15 protein-coding genes are annotated in these 15,883 nt (G+C 70.3%); 5 read left to right on the plus strand and 10 right to left on the minus strand.

The window, feature by feature from the left end:
• Window positions 1-4: 4 nt before the first annotated feature.
• From HDA39_RS33140 to HDA39_RS33165, 6 genes are read right to left on the minus strand one after another with little or no spacing between them, the layout of a single operon-like run.
• Window positions 5-385, minus strand: coding sequence for a hypothetical protein (locus HDA39_RS33140; RefSeq protein WP_184801933.1), 381 nt, complete (start codon window positions 383-385; stop codon window positions 5-7).
• Between the two features lies 1 nt (window position 386).
• On the minus strand, window positions 387-1,133 hold the full coding sequence (locus HDA39_RS33145; protein ID WP_184801935.1) for a LytR/AlgR family response regulator transcription factor: 747 nt from the start codon (window positions 1,131-1,133) through the stop codon (window positions 387-389).
• 9 nt (window positions 1,134-1,142) lie between these two features.
• Window positions 1,143-2,273 (minus strand): histidine kinase, encoded by a 1,131-nt coding sequence (locus tag HDA39_RS33150; protein ID WP_184801937.1) that lies wholly within the window; start codon window positions 2,271-2,273, stop codon window positions 1,143-1,145.
• Between the two features lie 17 nt (window positions 2,274-2,290).
• On the minus strand, window positions 2,291-3,025 hold the full coding sequence (locus tag HDA39_RS33155; RefSeq protein ID WP_184801939.1) for a metallophosphoesterase family protein: 735 nt from the start codon (window positions 3,023-3,025) through the stop codon (window positions 2,291-2,293).
• 56 nt (window positions 3,026-3,081) lie between these two features.
• Window positions 3,082-4,206, minus strand: coding sequence for a hypothetical protein (locus HDA39_RS33160; protein ID WP_184801941.1), 1,125 nt, complete (start codon window positions 4,204-4,206; stop codon window positions 3,082-3,084).
• On the minus strand, window positions 4,206-5,381 hold the full coding sequence (locus HDA39_RS33165) for a hypothetical protein (RefSeq protein WP_184801943.1): 1,176 nt from the start codon (window positions 5,379-5,381) through the stop codon (window positions 4,206-4,208). Before HDA39_RS33165 ends, HDA39_RS33160 begins: the two co-directional genes overlap by 1 nt.
• Window positions 5,382-5,563: 182 nt before the next feature.
• Here HDA39_RS33165 and HDA39_RS33170 point away from each other — a divergent pair, with 182 nt between their 5' ends.
• Window positions 5,564-7,027 (plus strand): serine/threonine-protein kinase, encoded by a 1,464-nt coding sequence (locus HDA39_RS33170; RefSeq protein WP_184801945.1) that lies wholly within the window; start codon window positions 5,564-5,566, stop codon window positions 7,025-7,027.
• On the opposite strand, the gene HDA39_RS33175 is transcribed toward HDA39_RS33170, so the two are convergent.
• The gene (locus HDA39_RS33175; protein WP_184801947.1) at window positions 7,024-7,971 is read right to left on the minus strand and encodes a hypothetical protein; all 948 of its coding nucleotides are present in this window, start codon (window positions 7,969-7,971) and stop codon (window positions 7,024-7,026) included. The two genes, HDA39_RS33170 and HDA39_RS33175, sit on opposite strands and share 4 nt — an antisense overlap.
• An 84-nt stretch (window positions 7,972-8,055) precedes the next feature.
• Here HDA39_RS33175 and HDA39_RS33180 point away from each other — a divergent pair, with 84 nt between their 5' ends.
• The 4 genes from HDA39_RS33180 to HDA39_RS33195 are packed head-to-tail and all read left to right on the plus strand — an operon-like array spanning window position 8,056 to window position 12,227.
• Entirely contained in the window at window positions 8,056-9,384 is a 1,329-nt protein-coding gene (locus tag HDA39_RS33180) for a dipeptidase (protein WP_184801949.1), read from the plus strand.
• A 49-nt stretch (window positions 9,385-9,433) separates the two neighbouring features.
• The gene (locus tag HDA39_RS33185) at window positions 9,434-10,558 is read left to right on the plus strand and encodes a Rossmann-fold NAD(P)-binding domain-containing protein (protein WP_184801951.1); all 1,125 of its coding nucleotides are present in this window, start codon (window positions 9,434-9,436) and stop codon (window positions 10,556-10,558) included.
• Window positions 10,555-10,860: a proton-translocating transhydrogenase family protein gene (locus HDA39_RS33190; RefSeq protein WP_184801953.1), complete on the plus strand. Its 306-nt coding sequence runs from the start codon at window positions 10,555-10,557 to the stop codon at window positions 10,858-10,860. The genes HDA39_RS33185 and HDA39_RS33190 overlap by 4 nt, the downstream gene beginning before the upstream one ends.
• Complete coding sequence (locus tag HDA39_RS33195; RefSeq protein WP_184801955.1) at window positions 10,857-12,227, plus strand: NAD(P)(+) transhydrogenase (Re/Si-specific) subunit beta; 1,371 nt, start codon at window positions 10,857-10,859, stop codon at window positions 12,225-12,227. The genes HDA39_RS33190 and HDA39_RS33195 overlap by 4 nt, the downstream gene beginning before the upstream one ends.
• On the opposite strand, the gene HDA39_RS33200 is transcribed toward HDA39_RS33195, so the two are convergent.
• Genes HDA39_RS33200 through HDA39_RS33210 form a run of 3 tightly spaced genes read right to left on the minus strand, consistent with a single transcriptional unit; the run spans window position 12,146 to window position 15,883 of the window.
• Window positions 12,146-13,987: an ABC transporter ATP-binding protein gene (locus tag HDA39_RS33200; protein ID WP_184801957.1), complete on the minus strand. Its 1,842-nt coding sequence runs from the start codon at window positions 13,985-13,987 to the stop codon at window positions 12,146-12,148. The two genes, HDA39_RS33195 and HDA39_RS33200, sit on opposite strands and share 82 nt — an antisense overlap.
• A 1-nt stretch (window position 13,988) precedes the next feature.
• Window positions 13,989-14,891 (minus strand): ABC transporter permease, encoded by a 903-nt coding sequence (locus HDA39_RS33205; protein WP_184801959.1) that lies wholly within the window; start codon window positions 14,889-14,891, stop codon window positions 13,989-13,991.
• On the minus strand, window positions 14,888-15,883 hold the full coding sequence (locus tag HDA39_RS33210) for an ABC transporter permease (protein ID WP_184801961.1): 996 nt from the start codon (window positions 15,881-15,883) through the stop codon (window positions 14,888-14,890). The genes HDA39_RS33205 and HDA39_RS33210 overlap by 4 nt, the downstream gene beginning before the upstream one ends.

Consider the following 15,883-nt stretch of genomic DNA (forward strand, 5'->3'; position numbering starts at 1 on the left):
ACACCTACTGCCGCCCGACGAACTCGGTGAACTCGGCTTCGATCCGTTCGGCGTTGCGGACGTAGATCCTGGCGGCGACGTAGACGACCGGGTAGACGACGATGCCGAGCAGGACCCAGGGTAGCGGGATCCCGAAGACCCCGAGCGTGCGGGTGGCCGGGACGAGCCAGAACAGCAGCGGGAGGCTGCCGAGGATGACCGCCGTCGCGCCGATGACGACCAGGGCGAGCCGGAGCTGCGACTGGATCAGCGAGTTCATGTAGACCTCGCCGACCCGGGTCTGCTCGTCGATCTCCCGGGTTCCGGTGTGTCCGCTGGTCCGCCGGGCAGCGCTGGTGCGGGGACTGGTGACCCGGACCCGCCGTGGACTCTCCGGCGTGCTCATCTCATCCGCGCAACGAAGTCGAGCGGACCAGGAGGTCGCGGAGCTCCCGGGTGTGCCGCCGGCTGACCGGCAGCCAGTCGTCACCGACCCGTACGGCGCACCGCCCGCCGTCGACGCGCATCTCGTCGACGTGCGCCAGCGCGACGAGCGTGCTGCGGTGGATCCGGGTGAAACCGGCGTCGCGCCAGCGCTCCTCGAGCGTGCTCAGCGGGACCCGGACCAGGTGCGAGTTCTGCCCCGTGTGCAGCCGGGCGTAGTCGCCCTGCGCCTCGACGTACCGGACGGTGGAGCGCTGCACGAACCGCGTCACGCCCGCCAGCTCGACCGGGATCGTCTCGTCGTCGGTCTCGTCCGGCGACTGCACGACCAGCGGGCCGCCCGCGTCGACCACCCGCCGGACCGCCTCGGCCAGGCGTTCGGCGCGCACGGGTTTCATCACGTAGTCGGTGGCGCGCAGCTCGAAGGCCTGCACCGCGTGCTCGTCGTACGCCGTGACGAAGACGATCTGCGGCGGATGGGCGAACTTCGACAGCACCCGGGCCAGATCGATCCCGTCCAGCCCGGGCATCTTGATGTCGCAGAACACGACGTCGAAGTCGGTGCCCTGCAGGAGCTTCAGCGCGTCCGGCCCGTTCGAGGCGGTCTGGATCGGCCCGATCCGCTCGTCCCGCTGCAGCAGGTAGACCAGTTCGGCGAGCGCCGGCTCCTCGTCGTCGGCGACCAGCGCGCGCAAAGGAGTGTCCGCCATGCGCACACACTAAGCCGACGCGTGCACCCCTGAGGAGTATTTGGGCACCCGGAAGCTGACCTTTGTCCCGGCCTCGACCGCGGTCTCGACCACCAGCCCGTACGCGTCGCCGTACACCTGCCGCAGGCGGGCGTCGACGTTGCCGAGGCCGATCGAGTCGCTGCCGGACTCGCCGGACAGGGCCGCCCGGATCACCTCGGGGTCGCTGCCGGAGCCGTCGTCCTCGACGCTGATCTCCGCCTCCGAGCCGCGGTCCATCGCCCGGATGGTGATCTGGCCGACGCCCGTCGTGCCCTCCAGACCGTGCCGTACGGCGTTCTCGACGAGCGGCTGCACGACCAGGAACGGGATCGCCACCGACAGCACCTCCGGCGCGATCAGCAGCGACACCGTCAGCCGCTCGCCGAACCGGGCCTGCTCCAGCACCAGGTACCGCTCGACGTTGCGCAGCTCGTCCGACAGCGTCGTGAACTCACCGCCCCGCCGCAGCGCGTACCGCGAGAAGTCCGCGAACTCCAGCAGCAGCTCCCGCGCCCGCTCCGGATCGGTCCGCACGAACGACGCGATCGCCGCCAGCGCGTTGTAGATGAAGTGCGGGCTGATCTGCGCCCGGAGCGCGCGCAGCTCGGCCTCCATCGCCCGCGTCCGCTCCTTGTTGAGCTCGGCCAGCTCGACCTGCCCCGACACCCAGCGCGCGACCTCCTCGGTCGCCCGCACCAGCGCGGCCGACGACCGCGGGCTGTACGCGACCAGTACGGCGACCACCCGGTCCTCGGTCACGATCGGCGCGACCACCGCCGTCCGGATCGGGCACTGCGGATCCCCGCAGGCGACGTCATGAGCCCCCAGTACGGCGGTCCGCCCGCTCCGCAGCGTCATCGCCGCGATGGCCTTGGCGTCGACCCGATGGTTGCTCTCGTACGGCCCGCCGACCCCGTCCCATGCCAGCACGCCGGACGAGTCGCAGATCGCGATCGCCGCCGTACCGAGCAGGTCGCGCAGGTGCTTGCTCGCCCGCCCGGCCGCGACCGGTGTCAGCCCTTCGCGCAGGTACGGCGAAGCCAGCGAGGCGGTATGCAGGGTCGCATACGTCGCCTTGTCAGCCGGAGTCCCGAAATGCTTCCGCCGCCGCGCGAACATGGGTCGACGGTAGCCGGTCAGCCCTTCGCGCGGGGGCTGAACGCGGCCAGGGCCTCGGTGTCGGAGTAGTTGGTGCGGAGGTACTCGTCGGCGAAGGCGGCGCGGTCGGGGTACGTCGACTCGGCGACGACGCGGTCGGCCATGGCCTCGAGGTCGAGCGGCGTGCGCCGCAGCTGGACGTCGGAGCCGGTCAGCAGCGCCCAGCTCGGCAGCGGTGCGCCGTACGGCATGCCGACGCTGCCGGCGTTCACCACCAGCCGGCGGTCGACCTGGCGCGCGAACGGCATGTGCGTGTGCCCACAGACGACCGTGCGGACGTCGTCCGGCAGGCCCGTGAACACCTCGGTCCAGCGGCTGATCGGGCTGTCGACGAGCACCATCTCCTCGTCGTCGCGCGGAGTCGCGTGGCAGAACAGCGTGGAGCCGATGGTCACGCTCGTCGGCAGTGTTGCCAGGAACTCCACCTGCTCGCGCCTGAGCTGGTCAGCGGCCCAGAGGCTGATCTCGTACGGCGTCTCGCGCACCTCGTGGCGAGCCATCGCGACCATCTCCCGCTCGCCGTTGCCGCGCACCCAGACGGCCCGATCGCCCAGCCCCTGCAGGAGATCCAGCGTCTCGACCGGCTGCGGACCACCGGCGAGATCGCCCGCCAGTACGACGAGGTCGGCGCTCCGCACGTCCGGCTCGGCCAGGACGGCCTCCAGCGCGGGGAGTACTCCGTGGATGTCGGCCAGCACCGCGATACGTTCCATGCCGACCAGTCTGGCTGTCGTCGCGCCGGATCGGGTGAAGCTCTGCTGCCAGCAGACTAGTTGCCGAGGCCGATCCGGATCGACCCGAGCGGGATCGCGGACTCGCAGGCGCCGGTCGTGATCGTGCAGCGCAGGACGCCGCGCGGCATCGACTCGCGGTCGTCGATCAGCAGCAGTACGTGCTGGTCGTCCTCGGCCAGGGTGCTGACGAAGAACGCGCCGGACCACTGGCGCAGCAGCGTCCCGTCACTGGCGTCGAGCGCGGCCGCCGAGGAGCTGGCCCAGCCGTCCTCGTACGGCGGTGTGGCGATCGCGGTGCGACCGTCGGGGGTGAAGCTCTGGATCTCGAAGTCGCACGTGCGCCACAGGCTCCGGCCGGTGGCCAGCTCGTTCACCGTCGAGCAGGCGCGGTACTCGCCGGGGGCGGTCCGCAGCGCGACCAGCTTCCCGTCGCGGCTGATCGCCGTCGGCGAGCCGGTCGTCGGGATCACCTTGGCCGCGGCGTCCCCGGGCTTCCAGGCAAAGAGTTTCGAGCTCACCGCCTCGTCGGTCGGGCTGGCCCGGTAGTACACGACGCCGTCGACGTAGGCGAGCACGCGCACGCTCCACAGGTCCTTGACGACGAGCTTCTCGACCTTGCCGTCGCGGTCCTCCGAGTAGACCGTCGAACCGGCCGCGTTCAGCTCGTCCTTGCCGCGCGGCTGCGTCGAGTACGCCACCGCCGACTGGTCCTCGGTGCCGCGCACGGTGATCACGTCCGGCACCTGCTCCCGGTCACCGGTGATCTTCAGCTTCAGCAACACGCTGGTGTTCTGGTCGGTCGACATCACCGCGAACGCCTCTTCGCCCATCCGGGTGAACTCCAGCACCGACGCACTGCCCGGTACGACGACCGGACCGCCCGCGCCGCCACGGATCTCCCGCCCGACGCTGTACGCGACCTGGGGCTCGCGGCCCACCTTCAGCTTCGCCAGCGGCACCTTGACCTTGACCGGGCCCGTGTACACGGGCTCGGTGGACGGCGTCCCCGCCGAGCCGGTCTTGACGGCCAGCGGCGAGGCCGTCCCCGGACCGTCGTCCGACTCCGGCCCCTGGCTGGTCGCGACCACTCCACCAATTGCCACGGCAGCCACGGCAACGGCCGTGACGAGCACGACCAGTCGCGTGTTGCCGGCGGCCATCAGCTACCGAGCCCGAACTGGTCGCCGGGGGTGATCGGCGTCGCCCGCTCGCAGTCGCCGGAACTGATCGTGCAACGGATGATCGCGCCCTTGGTGTCGGGGCCGTCGTCGACCTCCATCAGCAGGTGCTGGTCGTCCTCGGCACGGACGTGACGAAAGGACACTCCGGTCCACTCCCGCAGCAGGACGCCGGTCTTGCCGTCGAGCAACCAGGAGCTCAGCGACGCGTACCCGTCCTCGTAAGCAGGTCCGGCGATGAACGCGGACTTGTCCGGCGTGAAGCCCCTCACCATGTACTCGCACGTGCGCCAGAGCTTCTTGCCGGTGGCGAGCTCGGTCACGTTCGAGCAGCTGCCGGCGCCACCGATGGACTCCGCTGCCGCGACCAACGCACCGTCGGCGGACACCGCGGTGGGCGAGTTGATGCCCTTCACGGCAGTGGCCGAGGAACGGCCGGGCACCCAGGTGTAGAGCTTGGGCACGCCGTCCTCCCGCGGGGTGGACGCGTAGAAGACCTTGCCGGCGGCGACGGCGATCACCTGGATGTTCCAGGAGTCGGGCAGGTCGAGCCTGTACTTGCCCTCGCCGCCGTCCTCGGCGTACAGCGTGCTCCCGGCGAGCTGCTCGCCGGTCGTCTTCTGCTTCTGGCTGGCGAACGCGGCGAAGCTGCCGTCGATCGCGCCGACCAGGGTCGTCACGTCGCGGACCTCGCTGCTCTCGTCGGCGTTGTTGGTCCGGACCAGAACGAGGTCGGGTTCTCTGCTCTCCAGCACGTACGTCGAGCTGCCGGCCTGGGTGGCCGCGATGATCCGGTCCTTGCCGGGCGCCGTGAAGGCTTGGTCCGGGCCGCCACTGACCTTGCGGCCGAGCGTGTGGACCAGTTGGGGGGCGCGGCCCTGGTCGAGCTTGGCCAGGCTCACGGCGACGGTCCGGGGGCCGGCCACACCCGGTTTGCTCGCCGGCGGTGTCGTGGGCGTCACGGACGGTGTCTTCGTCGGCGGCTTGGGGGTGGTCGGCGTGGGCGTCGGCGACGGGCTGGGCTGCCCACCCAGTGGGCTTGCGTCGGCGGTGCTCGTCTGCGGGCCCTGCCGGGAGGCGAGCACGCCTCCACCCGCGACCGCGGCGACCGCGACCACGGCGACCACGACGGTCAGCCGGGCGTTCAGCTGCCTCATCTGCAGGCTCCTTACACAACAGTCGTGGTCCAAGAGCAGTGTGCTGCACCACACGCCTGGAGGCGAAGCGAGGGTGGAGTAGGGCTGGGACCGGGGTGGTCGATCCTCGGTGTGACGTCACAACTGAGTGTTTTGTTCGCTCCGGCGACGCGGTCGCAGGAGGGATCGAGCATAATGCGGGCATGGACCAGCCGCCCCGGATCGGCCGGTACTCCCTGGTCCGCCGGGTGGGTGCCGGGGGTTTCGCGACCGTGTGGCTGGCCCGCGACGAGCAACTGGACGCCGAGGTCGCGGTCAAGATCCTGTCCGACAACTGGATCGACGAGGACGACGTCCGGCGCCGGTTCCTGGCCGAGGGACGCTTCCTGCGCCGGGTCGACTCACCGCACGTGGTCGGGGTGCACGACGTCGGCGAGACCGACGACGGCCGCCCGTACCTGGTCCTGACGTACGCCGACGGCGGTTCGCTGGCCGACCGGATCAAGGCCGGGCCGATGCAGGTCGCCGACGTGGTCGACGTGGTCGCCCAGGTCGGCAGCGGCCTCAAGCAGTTGCACGCGCGCGGCGTGCTGCACCGCGACGTGAAGCCCGCGAACGTGCTGTTCCGCAGCGACCCGTCCGGCGACCGCGCGATGCTCGGCGACCTCGGGCTGGGCAAGTCGCTGGAAACCGTGTCCCAATTGACGATGCCGGGCGGTACGCCGGCGTACGTGGCGCCCGAGCAGGTGATGGGCGACCGGCTCGACCACCGTGCCGACCTGTACTCGCTGGGCGCGGTCGCATATGCCGCCTTCACCGGCCAGGCGCCGCACGGCGTGGCCAGCCTCGGCGCGGTGATGCGGATCGACGCGCCGCCGCCCTCGATGAGCACGCTGCGCGAGGACGTCCCGGACGCGATCGACGTCGTCGTACGCCGGGCGCTCGAGCCGGACCGGGAGAAGCGCTGGCCCGACCTGGACAGCTTCCTCACTGCGTTGGACGAGGCGCACCGGACCGGCAAGGTCCCGGCCGGGCTGGTTCCGGCCGACGAGCTGCCGGTGTCCGCCGGGCCGGGTGGAGTCGACCAGGAGACCCAGCTGGCGGCGGCTCCCGCCGACGCGAAGACCGAGGGCGGCGCCGATGGCGAGGCGACCGTCGCGGCCACGCCGGCACCCCGCCGGAACCGGCGCGCGGGCTGGATCGCCGCCGCACTGGCGGTGCTGCTGGCCGGTGGTGGCGGGTACGCCGGGTACGAGCTGGTGATGAGCCGGCCGGTCGACGTGGCCGAGAACCCGGTGTCGGTCGAGGTGCCGCGGAGCTGGGAGGAGAAGTCCGCGCAGAAGACGCCGTTCGCCTTGCTGATCAGCGAGAACACCAGGGACTGGCAGAGCGTCGCGAGCACGTCCGGCGTGTTCATCGGCGTGATCGAGCAGGCCGCGTTGCCGACGTCCGGTACGGCGCCGAGCGGGTGCACGCCGTCCGGCAGCGACACGCCGACGGCGGACAACCCGCGGGTGACCTTCCGCTACGACTGCGGCTCCAACCCCGCCGTGTTCGAGCAGTACCGGACGATTCCCGGCGGCAAGCTGCTGCGGATCCAGGCCCGTGGGGACGACCCGCAGCAGCTGACCGACGTACTGAACTCGGTGACCTACAACGGGTCCTAACCGACCAGCGACGTCAGCGACGAGACCGTCGCCTTGTGCATCCTCGGGATCACGTTGAGGGTGGCCGGGTCGCCGCCGTACAGGTGGCTGGCGGATTCGTAGACCAGGTACGCCGTGCCGTTGTACTCGGTGATGCCCTCGGTCATGCTCGGCGCCCGGAAGCAGCTCAGCGCCGCCGCGTCCAGGTCCTTCTGGCCGCGCCGTACGACGTACAGGTTGCTGCGGTTCCCCCGCCCGTACGACGTGCTGTAGACGAAGTGGTTCGCGGTGATCATCAGGCCCTGGGTCTTGGTCGGGACCTCCCAGGCGCCGGTGACGGTGGTCAGCGTGCCGTCGTCGGCGATCTTGTACTCGTACATCGTGCCGCGCCCGGTCTCGTTGAAGCTCCCGGAGAACAGCGAGTCGCCGTAGCTGCTCAGGAACGAGGAACCGGCCACGTCGCGAGCGGTCCCGACCTGCGTCAGGTACGGCGTACCGGCGGCCTTGAGCGCGGTCCGGAGTTCGGTCAGCCGGTACTTGCGGATCGAGCTGCCGGCGCCGGAGACGAACGCCCAGCCCTTGCTGGTGGTGATGCCGCCGACGTGCGACTCGGCGATCGCGACCACGCCGACGGTCGAGCCGGTGGACGGGTCGATGCCGTAGATCTGGGAGTCGGCGCCCCCGCGGTACGACGCGACCAGCAGCAGGTTCTTGCCGCTGCCGTCCCAGTTGTACCAAGTGCCGGCGCCTTGCGGGGTGTGGGTGCTGAGGTTGGGAATGCCGTGGCTGTTGCTGAACCGGGCGTCGTACTTCTTCGACGCCGACGGGCCGTCGTAGAAGGTGCTGCCGCCGGTGGTGGCGGTGTCGCAACTGATCGCGGCGGTCGCGATCGTCGGTGCGGAGACCGCCGTCAGGGCGGATGCGGTGATGAGCAGACTGGTCAGGACGGCTAAGGGGCGGGCCATGATCGTTCCTCTCAGGTTTGGGCGATAACCTTCGGGGGCTGCAGGGTTGATCGTAGGTAATTGACCGGCAGTACGGTAGGGCGCATGACCGATCTACCTGCGGCGATCGACCGCGTTCTGCCCTCCGTCCGTGCCGACCTCGAGGACCTCATCCGGATTCCCTCGGTCAGTGCGGACCCGGCCCGTGCGGCCGACGTCCAGCGCTCCGCCGAGGCGACCGCCGCGCTCTTCGAGGCCGAAGGTTTCGCGGTGAAGATCGTCCGGGCCGGCGAAGGCGCGCCGGCCGTGATCGCGAAGAAGCCGGCGCCCGAGGGCAAGCCGACCGTGCTGCTGTACGCGCACCACGACGTCCAGCCGACCGGCAACGTCGAGGAGTGGACCTCGGAGCCGTTCGTGCCGACCGAGCGCGGGGACCGGCTGTACGCCCGGGGCGCGGCCGACGACAAGGCCGGGATCGCGGCGCACCTGGCCGCCGTACGGGCCTTTGGCAACGATCTTCCGGTCGGCGTGACGGTCTTCGTCGAGGGCGAGGAGGAGATCGGTTCGCCGACCCTGCTGCGGCTGCTCGACGAGTACGCCGACGAGCTGACCGCCGACGCGATCGTGATCGCGGACTCCGGCAACTGGGCGATCGGCCAGCCGGCGTTGACCGTTTCGCTGCGCGGACTGGTCGACTGCTACGTCGAGGTCCGGACACTGAACCACGCAGTCCACTCGGGCCTGTTCGGCGGCGCCGTACCGGACGCGCTGACCGCGCTGTGCCGGCTGCTGTCGACGCTGCACGACGACAAGGGCGACGTCGCCGTCGACGGCCTGCACGCGAGCCGCGCGGCCGAGCTGGACTACCCCGAGGACCGGTTCCGCGCCGAGTCGAGCGTGCTCGACCAGGTGAAGCTGATCGGCTCGGGCTCGCTGGTCGACCGGTTGTGGACCCGGCCGGCGATCGCCGTCCTGGCCATCGACGCGCCGCGGGTCGCCGACGCCAGCAACACGCTCGTCCCGGTCGCGCGGGCGAAGGTCAGCCTGCGCGTCGCTCCCGGTGACGACGCGAACAAGGCGATGCAGGCCCTGCGCAACCATCTGGAGCAGAACGCGCCGTGGGGCGCGCAGGTGACGGTGACGGACGGCGACATCGGCCAGCCGTGCTCGATCAACGCGCGCGGTGCGGCGTACGACGCGGCCCGGTCGGCGTTCGCGTCCGCGTGGGGGGTCGAGCCCGTCGACACCGGCATGGGCGGCTCGATCCCGTTCATCGCCGAGTTCCAGCAGACGTTCCCGAAGGCCGCCGTTCTGGTGACGGGGGTCGAGGATCCGGACACCCGGGCCCACGGCATCGACGAAGGCCTGCACCTGGAGGAGTTCGCCAAGGTGTGTCTCGCTGAGGCAACTCTTCTGCAGAACTTGGGCTCTTAGTAGGGAGCGGGCTTTCCGGCGACCCAGAGTTTGGCATAGGTTTCGGCGAGTGAAGATCGCAGTCGTGCGAGAGACCCGTCCGGCCGAGCGCCGGGTGGCTTTGGTGCCGGAACACGTCGTCAAGCTGGTGCAGCTCGGGTACCAGGTCGCGGTCGAACCCGCGGCCGGTGAGCGGGCGCTGTTCTCCGACGACGCCTACCGGGAGGCCGGCGCGGAAGTCGCCTGGGGAGCGGATCACGCCGCGACCGTGGTGGCCTCGGTCCAGCCGCTGGAGCGCGAACGCCTGCAGCGGCTGCACGCCGGGACGGCGCTGATGTCGTTCCTGCCGACCAACCCGCCGGACGTCGTCCGGGCCGCGACCCGGGCCAAGCTGACGGCGTTCGCGATGGAGCTGATCCCGCGGATCTCCCGGGCGCAGGCGATGGACGCGCTGTCCTCGCAGGCGCTGGTCGCCGGGTACCGGGCCGCGATCGTCGCGGCCGAGCGGCTGCCCCGGTTCTTCCCGCTGAACATGACCGCCGCCGGCACGGTGCCGCCGGCGCAGGTGCTCGTCCTGGGCGCCGGCGTCGCCGGCCTGCAGGCGATCGCCACCGCGAAGCGCCTCGGTGCCGTGGTCAAGGCGTACGACGTCCGGACGGCCGCCGCCGAGGAGATCGCCTCGATGGGCGCGCAGCCGATCGAGCTCGAGCTCGGCACGCTGGACGGCCCGGGCGGTTACGCCCGCGAGATGACCGAGGAACGCGCCCAGCTGCAGCGCGAGCTGCTCGCGCCGTACGTCGCCGGCGCGGACGCGCTGATCACGACGGCCGCCGTACCGGGCCGGACCGCGCCGATGCTGGTCACCCGGGAAATGGTCGAGCAGATGAAACCGGGATCGGTCGTCGTCGACCTGGCCTCCGAGCAGGGCGGCAACGTCGAGGGCTCGGTCGCCGGGACCGAACTGACGATCGGCAACGCGCTGGTCTGGGGCGGGTCGAACGTGCCCAGCCAGATGGCCGGCCCGGCCAGCCGCCTGTACGGGCAGAACGTGGCCAACCTGATCACGCTGATGACCCGCGACGCCGCGTTCGACCCGGACTTCAGCGACGAGATCGTCGCGGGATGCTGCGTCACCCACGACGGTACGGTCCTGCACGAGCCGACCCGTGAACTCCTGGAAGGGAACCTCTCGTGACCGAGTCCATCGCGTTGCTGACGATCTTCGTGCTCGCGGCGTTCGTCGGTGTCGAGGTGATCAGCAAGGTGTCGGCGACGCTGCACACCCCGCTGATGTCCGGCGCCAACGCGATCCACGGCGTCATCCTGGTCGGGGCGATCATCGTCACCGGCCAGGCCGAGTCGGTGCCGGTCGTGATCGTCGGACTGCTGGCCGTCGTGCTGGCGACGGTGAACATGGTCGGCGGGTTCGTGGTCACCGACCGGATGCTGGAGATGTTCCGTGGTCCGGGCGGGGCGAAGAAGGAGCTGCGCAAGTGATCGGCACCTGGGCCCAGATCGGTTACCTGGTCGCGGCGGTCTGCTTCATCGTCGCGCTCAAGGCGCTGTCGTCGCCGAAGACCGCGCGGACCGGTAACGCGCTCGGCGCGGCCGGCGCCGTGCTGGCCGTGATCATCACGTTCGCGGCGTACAAGCCGGACAACCTGGTCCCGATCCTGATCGCGCTGGTGATCGGCACGGTCGGCGGCGTGGTCGGGTCGCGGCGGGTGCAGATGACGCACATGCCGCAGCTGGTCGCGCTGTTCAACGGCGTCGGCGGTGGCGCGGCGTCGCTGGTCGCGCTGATGGAGCTCGGCGAGGTGCACGACGGCGAGACCATCGCCGCGATCGCCACGGCGTTCACCATCGTGGTCGGGGCGATCTCGTTCTCCGGCTCGATCGTGACGTTCGCGAAGCTGCAGGAACTGATGACGACCCGCCCGATCACCTTCCCGGGGCTGCCGGTGCTGTTCGTCGCCGGTCTGCTCGGCGGGGTCGCGGTGTCGGTGTGGCTGGTGTCCGAGCCGCGCGTGCTGGTCGGCGTACTGCTGTGTCTGCTGGGTCTGGCCGTCGGCGTGATGCTGGTGCTGCCGGTCGGCGGCGCCGACGTACCGATCGTCATCTCGCTGCTGAACGCCTTCACCGGACTGACTGTCGCGGCCGGTGGGTACGTGCTCGGCAACACGCTGCTGCTCGTCGCCGGAACGCTGGTCGGTGCGGCCGGTACGTTGCTGACCAAAATGATGGCCGACGCGATGGGCCGGTCGGTCTTCAACATCCTCTTCGGCGCCGTCCGCGGCGGATCCACACTCGGCGCCGGCACGGTGTCCGAGCGGCCGGTGATCTCCGGCAGCGCCGAGGATGTCGCGATCCTGCTCGGCTACGCCCACCGCGTGATCATCGTCCCCGGCTACGGCCTGGCCGTCGCGCAGGCGCAGCACACCCTGCGCGACCTGGTCGAGGAGCTGCAGGGCCGGGGCGTCAAGGTCGACTACGCCATCCACCCGGTGGCGGGCCGGATGCCCGGCCACATGAACGTGCTGCTCGCCGAGGCCCAGGTCCCGTACGAGCAGCTGCGCGAGATGGACGACATCAACGGCGACTTCAAGCAGGCCGACGTGGTCCTGGTCGTCGGCGCCAACGACGTCGTCAACCCCGCCGCCCGGACGACCCCGAGCGCACCGATCTACGGCATGCCGATCCTCAACGCCGACGAGGCCCAGCGCGTCATCTTCCTGAAGCGCTCGATGCGCCCCGGCTTCGCCGGCATCGAGAACGAACTCCTCTACGACCCCCGCACGACACTGCTGTTCGGCGACGCCAGGGAGTCACTCGGCAAACTGCTGACGTCGGTCAAGACCGTCTGACCCGGCGTCGGGATCGAGTCCAGGAGGAGCTGGGTGTAGGGGTCCTGGGCGTGCTGGATGACGTTCAGGGTCGGGCCTGACTCGACGACCTTGCCCTGGTTGAGGACGAGGACGTCGTCGGCGAGCAGGCGGGCGCTGAGCAGGTCGTGGGTGATGTAGAGCATGGCGATGCCGCGGTCCTTCACCAGCTGGTCGAGCAGGGCGAGGATCTCGGCGCGGATGGAGACGTCGAGCATGGAGATGGGCTCGTCGGCGACGAGGATCTTCGGTTCGGGGGCCAGGGCCCGGGCGATGACGACGCGTTGGCGCTGACCGCCGGAGAGCTGGTGGGGGAGCTTGTCGAGGAACTGGGCGGCTGGGGAGAGGCCGACGGTCTCGAGGAGCTCGGCGGCTCTGTCGCGGGCGTCCGCGGTGGAGAGTTTGAGGTGGTTGCGGAGCGGACGCGAGAGCGCGTAGGCGACCGTGCGGGTGGGGTTGAGCGCGGCGAAGGGGTCTTGGAAGACCAGCTGAGTATGGCGGCGGTAGGCGCGGAGCTTGCGGCCGCGCAGCTTGCCGACCTCGGTCGAGCCTTGGAAACTGATGGTTCCTTCGGTGGGGCGTTCCACGCCCGTCACCAGGCGGGCGATGGTGGTCTTGCCGGAGCCGCTCTGGCCGACGAGTGCGGTGACTCTGCCGGGCTTCAGGTCGAACGACACGTCGTCGACCGCTCGGTTCGCCTTGTAGGTCTTCACCGCATTGCGCACAGTGAGAACTGGCTCGATCTGCTCGTTGTTGGTGCGCTCGACCACGAAAGTCCGGGCGCGGTGAGCGTCGACCGGTTGGCCGCCCTCGACCAGCAGGCAGCGGGCGGTGCCCGCGCCGGCGGGGAGCAGGTCCGGGTGCGTGGTCGAGCAGGCGTCGACCGCGACCGGGCAGCGGGGAGTGAAGCGGCAGCCGGGCTGGCGTTCGGCGAGGTTCGGCGGGCGGCCGGGGATGAAGTCGACGGAGATCTGGGACGCGCGCGGATCGGCGTACGAGCCGAGCAGGCCCTGGGTGTACGGGTGGAGCTGGGCACGCATCATCGCCGCGGCCGGCTGGTCCTCGACCAGTTCCCCGGCGTACATGACCATCACGCGGTCGGCCATCTCCATCACCGTGCCGAGGTCGTGGCTGATGAAGAGTACGGCGAAGCCGAGTTCCTTCTGCAGCTCGCGGAGCCGGTCGAGGATGTTGCGCTGGACAACGACATCCAGCCCCGTCGTCGGCTCGTCCAGCAGGACGAAGCGCGGTTCCAGGGCCAGCGCGAGCGCCAGGGCGACGCGTTGCTTCATGCCGCCGGAGAGTTCGTGCGGATAGCGCTGGAGTACGTCGGCGTCCAGCGAGACCAGCTCCAGCAGATGCCTGGCGTCGCCTTCCCGCCCGTGCGCCGCGAAGGTGTCGGCGAACTGGGCGCCGACCGTGATCACCGGGTTCAGCGAGTTCATGCTGCTCTGGAACACCGTGGAGATCTTGGCCCAGCGCAACGGCCGGAGCTCCTCCTCCGACGCGCTCGTCACCGTCGTACCGTCGAAGACGACCGACCCGCCGCTGACCGCGGCCGGTTTGTCGAGCAGCGCCAGGATCGCGTTGCCGAGCGTCGACTTGCCGCTGCCGGACTCACCGAGCAGCCCGACGAACTCGCCGTCGGCGACGTCGAACGACACGCCGTCGACCGCGCGGACCGGCGAGGAGTCGCGCGGGCTGTAGGTGACCGACAGGTCGCGCACCTCGAGCAGAGCCATCTCAGTCCTCCCTCAGATGCGGGTTGCTCAGGGCATCGACCCCGAAGTTGATCAGCGTCAGGGCGGTCATCAGCCCGGCGAACGCCAGGCCGGGCGCGACCAGCCAGGCCCACTGGCCGGTCAGCATCGCGCCGCCGGTGTTGGCCTGGTTGAGCATCGTGCCCCAGCTCGTGGTGGTCGGGTCGCCGAGCCCGAGGAACGCCAGCCCGGCCTCGCCACCGATCGCGCCGAGACAGGCGCCCATGAACCCGACGACGACCAGCGACGTCATGTTCGGCAGGATCTCCCGGACGATGATCCGCGCGGTCGAGTCCCCGGCGAACTTGGCCGCGGTGATGTAGTCGCGGGTCCGCAGCGTGATGATCTGCGACCGCTTCAGCCGCGCGCCGTACGCCCAGCCGGTGATGCTGATGACGAAGATGATCAGCCACAGTCCCTTGACCGGCGCGTAGGCGGCGAGCGTGATCATCAGCGGCAGCACCGGTACGACGAGCGCCAGGTTGATGAAGAACGAGAGCACCTCGTCGACCGTCCCGCGCAGGTAGCCGGCGGTGAGCCCGACGGCCAGACCGATGACCGTCGACAACGTTCCCGCCGCCAGGCCGACGACGAGCGACGTGCGCGCGCCGTACACGAGCTGGCTGAACACGTCCTCGCCCTGCGCGGTCGTGCCGAGCCAGTTGCCGCCCGACGGGCCGGTCGACGGGGTGAAGGTGTTCGCGCGCGGTGCGTACGGCGCGATCAGCGGCGCGAGCACCGCGATCACGACGAAGGCGAGCAGCATGATCAGCCCGATCCGGCACTTGCGGTTGCGCCAGAGGATGACGAACCAGCCGGGGACGCGCGAGGACCGCGAGGCCTCGACGGCGGCGACTTCCGCGTGCTCGGTGTCCGGGAGCGTCATACCGCCTCCTCCCGTCGCACGCGTGGATCCAGTACGCCGTACAGCAGGTCGGCCAGGAAGTTCGCGATCAGCACACCGACCGTGATGAACAGGAACAGCGCCTGCATCAGCGGGTAGTCGCGGTTCGAGACGGCCTCCAGCATCATCCGGCCGAGGCCGGGATAGTTGAAGATCGACTCGACCAGCACGGTCCCGCCGAGAATGCCGCCGAGCGCGATCGCGAAGCCGGTCACGTTCGGCAGCACCGCGATCCGGGCGCCGTACGTGAGCGCGATCCGCCGCCGCGGCAGGCCTTTGGCACGGGCCAGCCGGGCGTAGTCCTCGCCGAGGGTCTGGACCATGTTGTTGCGCATGCCGATGATCCAGCCGATCGGGCCGACGATCAGCAGCGACACGGCCGGCAGGATGCTGTGCTGGAAGGCGTCGGAGAAGAACAGCCAGGTCCAGCCCGGGTTGCTGCCGCCGCCGTACCCGCCGCCGCTGGGGAACCAGTTGAGCGTGATCGCGAAGACGTAGATCAGCACCAGCGCGAGCCAGAAGAACGGCAGCGTGCCGACGAACGTCGAGCCGAGCGTGATGACCGAGTCGACCCGGCTGTTGCGCCGGTACGCCGCCCAGGCGCCGAGCAGCGTGCCGACGACGAACGACACGATCTGCGTCACGCCGACCAGGATCAGTGTCCACGGCAGCCCTTGGCCGATCATGTGCGTCACCGTGTACGGGAAGTACGTGTACGAGATGCCGAAGTCGCCTCGGACGATGGCGGCCAGGTAGTCGCCGTACTGCGTGAGCAGGTTGCCGTCCGGACTGCCGAGCATCTTGCGGACCGCCTCGACCTGGGCCGGGTCGATCGCCTGACTCTGCCCGCCCAGCCGGGACACGATCGCCTCGGCCGGGTCACCAGGTTGCAGCCGGGGGATCAGGAAGTTGAGCGTGATCGCGGCCCAGAGGGTGGCCAGGAAGAAGCCGGCCCTGCGCAGGAAGTAGCGCAT

The organism is Kribbella italica, assembly GCF_014205135.1.
GTDB classification, from domain to species: Bacteria; Actinomycetota; Actinomycetes; order Propionibacteriales; family Kribbellaceae; genus Kribbella; species Kribbella italica.